The sequence below is a fragment of the Streptomyces racemochromogenes genome (assembly GCF_044129415.1).
In the GTDB taxonomy this organism is placed as follows: domain Bacteria; phylum Actinomycetota; class Actinomycetes; order Streptomycetales; family Streptomycetaceae; genus Streptomyces; species Streptomyces racemochromogenes_A.
In genome coordinates, this window is the sequence record NZ_JBBDHD010000216.1 from 1 (window position 1) to 7,367 (window position 7,367).

Annotated in this window: 6 protein-coding genes and 1 pseudogene; 5 read left to right on the plus strand and 2 right to left on the minus strand. The window is 75.5% G+C overall.

The window, feature by feature from the left end:
* Positions 1–649 (minus strand): annotated as a pseudogene (locus tag WDV06_RS35480) (hypothetical protein); the annotation flags it as partial.
* A 119-nt stretch (positions 650–768) separates the two neighbouring features.
* Complete coding sequence (locus tag WDV06_RS35485) at positions 769–2,043, minus strand: MFS transporter (RefSeq protein ID WP_395513936.1); 1,275 nt, start codon at positions 2,041–2,043, stop codon at positions 769–771.
* A gap of 84 nt (positions 2,044–2,127) precedes the next feature.
* Between WDV06_RS35485 and WDV06_RS35490 the strand changes: the two genes are divergently transcribed.
* The 5 genes from WDV06_RS35490 to WDV06_RS35510 all read left to right on the plus strand — a co-directional run bounded on the left by WDV06_RS35490 (position 2,128) and on the right by WDV06_RS35510 (position 7,119).
* The gene (locus tag WDV06_RS35490) at positions 2,128–3,096 is read left to right on the plus strand and encodes a LysR family transcriptional regulator (RefSeq protein WP_395513937.1); all 969 of its coding nucleotides are present in this window, start codon (positions 2,128–2,130) and stop codon (positions 3,094–3,096) included.
* A gap of 97 nt (positions 3,097–3,193) precedes the next feature.
* Complete coding sequence (locus WDV06_RS35495) at positions 3,194–4,573, plus strand: MFS transporter (protein WP_395513938.1); 1,380 nt, start codon at positions 3,194–3,196, stop codon at positions 4,571–4,573.
* 190 nt (positions 4,574–4,763) lie between these two features.
* Positions 4,764–5,915, plus strand: a complete 1,152-nt coding sequence (locus tag WDV06_RS35500; RefSeq protein ID WP_395513939.1) for a uroporphyrinogen-III synthase — start codon at positions 4,764–4,766, stop codon at positions 5,913–5,915.
* 30 nt (positions 5,916–5,945) lie between these two features.
* On the plus strand, positions 5,946–6,473 hold the full coding sequence (locus WDV06_RS35505) for a GNAT family N-acetyltransferase (protein ID WP_395513941.1): 528 nt from the start codon (positions 5,946–5,948) through the stop codon (positions 6,471–6,473).
* Between the two features lie 82 nt (positions 6,474–6,555).
* A complete protein-coding gene (locus tag WDV06_RS35510; RefSeq protein ID WP_395513940.1) occupies positions 6,556–7,119 on the plus strand; it encodes a CGNR zinc finger domain-containing protein in 564 nt (187 codons plus the stop codon).
* Positions 7,120–7,367 lie beyond the last annotated feature (248 nt).

Genomic DNA, 7,367 nt, shown 5'->3' on the forward strand with positions numbered 1-7,367 from the left:
CGCCGGTGTCGCCGCGGTCGCCCTTCGGGCCGCGTTCGCCGGTGTCGCCCTTGTCGCCCTTGTCTCCCTTGGGGCCCGGGCGGCCGGGCTTGCCGTGATGGCCGGGCTTGCCGTCGTGGCCGTCGTGGCCGTCGTGTCCGGGCGGCCCGTCGTCGCCCTTCGGGCCGCGTACCGGGGTGGCCACGGCGAAGAGGGCGGGCGCCTCCTTGCCGTCCGACCACTCGCCGCCGTCCAGCGTCGTCCCCTCGGGGGCGTTCGCGTCCACCTTCAGGGAAACCGCCAGCCTGGTCTGCGTGTTCGCCGGGAACGCGAATCCGGCGCGGGTGCCGGCGTTGCAGGTCAGCAGGCGCGCGTCCCTGGAGCGGCTGCACGAGCCGCCCGCCCGCTGGCCGTTCCAGTAGAACCGGGCCTCCGGGAACGTGGTCCGCTCGGGGGCGGTGATGCGGAAGGTGCCGCTGTGCGCCGGATCCGCCCCGTTCAGGGCCGCGATGACGACGCGGCCCGTCTGCCCGGGAGCGATGGAGGGGACGTAGGGCTGGGAGAAACGGACGTGCGAGGAGTCCGCCAGGGCGGGTACGGCCGGCATCAGGCAGGACGCGGTGACGGCCGCGACGATCAGGGCCGAGGAGACGGAGCGCGAAGCAGACAAGGGGAGTTCCTCCGCGAAGGGAAGGGTTTGGGGGAAAGCCTCCCTAGTTATGGCGGATTGCGGCATGGAAGGGTGCGACCCACGCGGTGGCGTCACCCGGCAGCCGGATGAAATCCCGATCAACGGCCGGGTCGTGGAGTCGCCGATCCGATAAGCAGTGCGGTCAGTGCGGCGGCCGCCGGCAGGAGGTACGCCGTACCCGTGCCGAGACGGTCGACGGCCAGGCCCGCCGTGGCGGAACCGGCCGCGATCCCGGCGAGGATCGCGGTGACGGCCAGCGTCATGCCCTCGTTCAGGCGGCCTTCGGGGGTGCGGGACTGGACCAGGCCCATCGCCGTGACCATCACCGGCGCCGTGGACATCCCCGCCAGCAGCAGGGCCGCGGCCAGCGGCACGAGGGAGCCGGTGGCGGCCGCCGCCCACGGCAGGGCCATCGCTCCGGCCAGTGCGCACAGGCAGGACCGCAGGCTCCTCGGGCGCCGGGCCCCGTACAGCAGGCCCGCCGCGCAGGAGCCCGCCGCCTGGAGCGCGAGAACGGGACCGGAGGCGCCGCCCAGGCCCAGGGCGGAGAGGTGGGCCACCGAAGCGACCTCCATCGAGCCGAAGACCAGGCCGGTGGCGAGGAACAGCCCGAGGAGGGGCGCCAGGGCGCGCAGCGGCGAGCGGCCCCCCGCGGCCTTCGGCGCCCCGCCCGGCGGGGGTTCGGTGGCGCGGTGCGCGGTGAACACCAGCATGCCGGTGAGCAGCAGGGCCGCCCCGGTGAGGGTGCCCGCCTCCGGGAAGACGGCGGTGCACAGGAAGGCGGCGAGGACCGGGCCGAGCATGAAGCACAGCTCGTCGGCGGCCTGTTCGAAGGACATCGCGGTGTGGTGCGCGGACCGGGGCAGCAGGTGGGTCCAGCGGGCCCGGGACATGCCGCCGATGTTGGGGGTGGTGGCGGTGGCCGCGTAGGAGGCGAACAGGGTCCAGTCCGGGGCCTGCGTACGGACGCACAGGACGAGGGAGAGCGAGCCGAGGACCGCGATCACGGTGGCCGGCACGGCGGTACGGGCCTGCCCGTACCGGTCGACGAGTCGGGCCGTCCAGGGTCCGACGACGGCGGTGGCGGCCATCCCGGTCGCGGTGACCGCCCCGGCGAGGGCGTACGAGCCGCGCTGCCCGGCGATCATCATGACCGCGCTGATCCCGAACATGCCCATGGGGAGCCGGGCGAGCAGGTTCCCGGCGGTGAACCCGCGCGCCCCCGGGACGGCGAAGAGGCGGGCGTAGGGGCGGAGCGCGCGGGCGGCGGCGGAACGCCGAGCGGGAGCGGGAGCGGGGGCAGGGGCGGCGGCCGGGGCGGCCAGGACCAGGGTGGTGCCCGTCACGGCCATGAGCGGGGTCTCTTGCGGCATGCCATGAGCCTGCGGCCCGGCCCCGGCGGCGGTCCAACACCTGTTGCGGGACCATTCACACCCTCCCGTTGTTAATCTTCCCGGGTGACCTCCCCCGACGTGGACCCCCGGCTGCTGCGCGGCTTCCTCGCCGTCGCCGAGGAACTGCACTTCACCCGCGCCGCCGCCCGCCTCTACGTGGCCCAGCAGGCCCTCAGCCGGGACGTCCGGCGCCTCGAACGGACCCTGGGCGCCTCCCTGTTCACCCGCACCACCCGCGCCGTCGAACTCACCGCCGACGGCGAACGCCTGCTGCCCCACGCCCGCGAGGTGCTCCGCGCCCACGAGGAACTCGCCGCCGCCTTCGCCGGCCCGCCGCCCGCCCTCCTCGTCGACCTCAACACCGACGGCCCCGGCACCGGCCGCCGCGTCCTGGAGCGCGCCCGCGAACTCGCCCCCGGCCACGAGCTGATGGCCCGCTTCGAGAGCGGCCTCACCCACGCCGCCGCCGAGATCGCCGCCGGACGCCTCGACGTCTCCTTCGGCTACGTCGCCGGCCTCGCCCCCGCCCTGCGGGCCCGGCTCGACCACCGCCCCGTGCGCTACGAACCCCTCGCCGTGCTCCTGCCCGAGGAACACCCCCTCGCCGCACGGGAGTCCGTACCGCTCGCCGCGCTCGCCGGCGAGACCGTCTACGCCGGCGCCGGCAACCCGCGCACCCTGGAGTGGACCGGCCTGGCCCGCGAGCTGTTCGCCGGCCGGGACATCGCCCTGGCACCGCCCGCCCCGGTGGCCGTGGGCAAGGAGGAGTTCGGGCGGGTGATGGCCAAGACCCGCAACCCGGTCCTGGTCACCGTCGGCTTCCTCGACATGCCCGGCTGCGTCAAACGTCCCCTCGTGGACCCGGTCCCGCTCTCCCCGCTCTCCATGGTCTGGCGCGCGGACCTGCGCCACCCCGGCCTGGACGCCCTCGACCGCGCCGCCGCCGAACTCCAGGAAGCCCACCGCTGGCTCGAACTCCCCGCGGACAGCTGGCTCCCGGCCGCGCTCACACCCCGGCCGCACGGCGGGTGAGAGCAAGGTTTCCCCCCGGTCATCGGGCGGGGACCGGGGCGGAAACCCGCCGTTCCTAGCGTCGTCACCACGGACACGACAGCTGTGGAGGCGCGTAATGAGCGGAAGCCGACCGCAAGGCCGCCGAGGGGGCCGCTGGATCGAGCACTGGGACCCCGAGGACGAGACCTTCTGGCGGGAGACCGGCGAGAGGACCGCCCGCCGCAACCTCCTCCACTCCGTCTTCTCCGAACACATCGGCTTCTCCATCTGGTCGCTGTGGTCGGTGATGGTGCTCTTCATGGGCCCCGCCTACGGGATCGACCCCGCGGGCAAGTTCTTCCTCATCGCCACCGCCACCACCGTCGGCGCCCTCGTCCGCATCCCCTACACCTTCGCCGTCGCCCGCTTCGGCGGCCGCAACTGGACCGTCGTCAGCGCCCTGCTCCTGCTCGCGCCGACCCTGGCCGCACTGGCCGTCATGGAACCCGGCACCCCCTACGCGGCCTTCGTCGCCGTCGCCGCGCTCACCGGGGTCGGCGGCGGAAACTTCGCCTCCTCCATGACCAACATCAACGCCTTCTTCCCGCTGCGGAAGAAGGGCTGGGCCCTCGGCCTCAACGCCGGCGGCGGCAACATCGGCGTCCCCGTCGTCCAGCTCGCCGCGCTCCTCGTCATCTCCACCGCCGGCGCCGGACACCCCCGGCTGCTGCTCGCCGCCTACCTCCCGCTCATCGTGGCCGCGGCCGCACTGGCCCTCGTCCGCATGGACAACCTGGCCCCCGTACGGGGCGACGCCGGCGCGGTGCGCGAAGCCGTGCGCGAGCCCCACACCTGGATCATGGCCCTGCTGTACGTCGGCTGCTTCGGCTCCTTCATCGGCTACGGCTTCGCCTTCGGACTGGTCCTCCAGACCCAGTTCGGCCGCACCCCGCTCCAGGCCGCCTCCTTCACCTTCATCGGCCCGCTGGTCGGCTCCCTCGTCCGCCCCGTGGGCGGGGCGCTCGCCGACCGGTACGGCGGGGCGCGCATCACCCTGGCGGCCTTCGTGGCGATGGCCGCCGCGACCGGGGTCGTCGTGCTGGCCTCCGTACAGGAGTCCCTGCCGGTGTTCCTGACCGGCTTCACCGCCCTGTTCGCCCTCAGCGGGCTCGGCAACGGCTCCACCTACAAGATGATCCCCGGCATCTTCCAGGCCCAGGCCCTCGCCCGCGGACTCGGCCGCGAGGAGGCCGCGGCCCAGGGGCGGCGGCTGTCCGGAGCCGCCATGGGCCTGATCGGCGCGGTCGGCGCGCTCGGCGGGCTCGGCATCAACCTCGCCTTCCGCGAGGCCTTCGCCGCCTCCGGGACGGGCACCGCCGCCTTCCTCTCCTTCCTCGGCTTCTACGCCGTGTGCTGCGCCGTCACCTGGGCGGTATACCTCCGCCGGCCCGCGACCGCCCCCGCCGCCCCCGCGACCGCGGACAGCGGGACGAAGGCGCAGCTCACCTCCGTGTGAACGGGACCCGGGCGGACCGGGCCCGGTTAACGGCACGGAAATGCGGCGGAACCGAGCCCGACACGACGCCTTGGCAGGCTCGGACACCGCCATGTCGAGGCCGGCCGCAGCCGGCGCCGGCCGACGGCGGCCCCGGCCGACCGCACCGTCGGCCCCACGAACGGACGTACAGGGCGAGGCAGGACACACGATGGACGACGCTACGCACGGACCCCTCGCGGGGTTCACCGTCGGAGTCACCGCCGCACGGCGCGCGGACGAGCTGATCGCCCTGCTGCGCCGGCGCGGCGCGGCGGTCGTGCACGCCCCCGCGCTGCGCATCGTGCCGCTCGCCGACGACGGTGAACTGATGGCCGCCACCAAGGAACTCGTCGACCACCCGCCGGACGCCGTCGTCGCCACCACCGCCATCGGATTCCGCGGCTGGATCGAGGCCGCCGACGGATGGGGGATCGGTGAACGGCTCCTGGACCGGCTGCGCGCCACCGAACTCCTCGCCCGAGGACCGAAGGTCAAGGGCGCCGTACGGGCCGCCGGACTGGTGGAGGCCTGGTCCCCGCAGTCCGAATCCCTCGCCGAGGTACTGGACCGGCTGCTGGCCGGCCCGGTCGCCGGGCGGCGCATCGCCCTCCAGCTGCACGGGGAACCGCTGCCCGGGTTCATCGAGGCACTGCGCGACGGCGGGGCCGAGGTGGTGCCCGTGCCGGTGTACCGGTGGATGCCGCCGGAGGACCTCGCGCCGCTGGACCGGCTGCTCGACGCGGTGGCCGTCGGCGCCGTGGACGCCGTCACCTTCACCTCCGCCCCCGCCGCCGCCTCCCTGCTGTCCCGGGCCGAGCGGCGCGGGCTGCGCGAGGCCGTGCTGGAGGCGCTGCGCGGGCCGGTCCTCGCGGCGTGCGTGGGCCCCGTGACCGCGCTGCCGCTCCAGGCCCAGACGGTGGCGACCGTCCAGCCGGAGCGGTTCCGCCTCGGGCCGCTGGTGCAGCTGCTCTGCCAGGAACTCCCCGGACGCGCACGGGTCCTGCCCGTCGCCGGGCACCGGCTGGAGATCCGGGGGCACGCCGCGGTGGTCGACGACCGGCTGCGCCCGGTCCCGCCGGCCGGCATGGCCCTGCTGGAAGCCCTGGCCCGACGGCCCGGCTGGGTGGTGTCACGGGCCGACCTGCTCGGCGCGCTGCCGGGGGCCGGGCGCGACGAACACGCCGTCGAGACCGCGATGGCCCGGCTGCGCGCCGCCCTGGGCCAGCCGAACCTGATCCAGACGGTGGTCAAGCGCGGCTACCGGCTCTCGCTGGATCCCGGTGACGGCGAGGGCTGGAACGGCGCCGGGGGCGTCCGTTAGCGTGCCCAAGTGATCATCAACGGGGTGGAGATGAGGTGCCCGGCCGTCGAGGACGCCGCCGGGCTGGCCGACGTACTGACGCGCAACCGCGCGTACATGGCGCCCTACGAGCCCGAGCGGCCCGAGGCCTTCTACACCGAGGCCGGCCAGCGCGCCCGCATCGAGGGCCTCCTCGCCGAGCGGGCGGAGGGCCGGCTGGTCCCGTACGTGTTCGTGGAGACGGCGACCGGCGCGGTGGCGGGGGCCATGAACCTCGGCAGCATCGCGCGCGGGCCGCTGTGCAGCGGCGGCGTCGGCTACTGGGTCGACCGGTCCTGGCACGGCAGGGGCCTGGCCACCGCCGGCCTGCTGGAGGTCTGCCGCACCGCCCGCGAGGAACTCGGGCTGCACCGGATCGAGGCCCAGACCCTCGTCGACAACACCGCCTCCATGCGGGTCCTGGCCAAGGCGGGCTTCACCGAGATCGGCCTCGCCCCCGGCTACCTCCACATCAACGGTGCCTGGCGCGACCACCGGCTCTTCCAACGGCTCCTGCACGACGACCCGCCGCCCGCGTAGCCCGCCCGGGGGCTTCCGCTTCCCGGTCGTCGACGGCACCCTGGGGAGGCGTCCCACGGCGACGACCGAGGCGGTGACGGGCATGTGGTTCGACTCCGGGCGGGTCTGTCTCGACCTGCTGGCCACCCGGACCCCCCAGGGGGCCGAGGCCATCCACGACGGCGACGAGCTGCGCCTGTGGCTGGTCGGAGCCGGGCTGGTCCCCGACCGGACCCCGCTCGGCCGGCTCGGGCCCGACTGGGTGGAGGCCTTCCGCCGGCTGCGCCGGGACGTCGACCGCCTCGTCCGCGCCGAACTGGCCGGCGCCGCACCGGAGGAGGACGCCCTGGCCCGGGTCAACGCCGCCGCCGCGGGCCCGCCGCCGGGGGTGTGCGCGGTCCGGGACCGGGAAGGGCACCTCGTGCGGGAGCTGTGCGGCGGGGTCGAGTGCGCGGGCCTGCTCGCCACGGTGGCCCGGGACGCGGTGGAGCTCCTCACCGACCCCGGCGACCTGGCCCTCCTGCGCTCCTGCGGCGGCGACGGCTGCGCCCGGCTCTACCTGGACACCTCCCGCGGCCACCGCCGCCGCTGGTGCTCCAGCGAAGTCTGCGGCAACCGCGAACGCGTGGCCCGCCACCGGAGGCGGGCGCGGGGGGCGGTGGGGTAGGGCGGCGGCTACGGGTGCTCGCGGCGGGGGCCCGCCATCGCCCCCGCGAGGGGCCGGGGGCCGGGCGGCGCCTGCCCACCCGCCTCCCCGGGTGGGGGGCGGCGGGTTGGGGGCGGTGTCCCGCCGGGCGGTAGGGAGCAGCAGGCCGGGGCGAGGGGGGACGGGACCACACTCAGCGGTCTCAGGGATGCCTTGGGGCTTTCCCGTCAGTCCCACTGTCCTTCCGGTGCGGGCCGCCCTGTCAAGGG

What these genes read in the sequence shown, in the direction of transcription:
- WDV06_RS35485 (WP_395513936.1), bottom strand. Translation starts at nt 2,043, where the DNA reads ATGCCGCAAGAGACCCCGCTCATGGCCGTGACGGGCACCACCCTGGTC.
- WDV06_RS35495 (WP_395513938.1), top strand. Translation starts at nt 3,194, where the DNA reads ATGAGCGGAAGCCGACCGCAAGGCCGCCGAGGGGGCCGCTGGATCGAG.
- WDV06_RS35500 (WP_395513939.1), top strand. Translation starts at nt 4,764, where the DNA reads ATGGACGACGCTACGCACGGACCCCTCGCGGGGTTCACCGTCGGAGTC.
- WDV06_RS35505 (WP_395513941.1), top strand. Translation starts at nt 5,946, where the DNA reads ATGAGGTGCCCGGCCGTCGAGGACGCCGCCGGGCTGGCCGACGTACTG.
- WDV06_RS35510 (WP_395513940.1), top strand. Translation starts at nt 6,556, where the DNA reads ATGTGGTTCGACTCCGGGCGGGTCTGTCTCGACCTGCTGGCCACCCGG.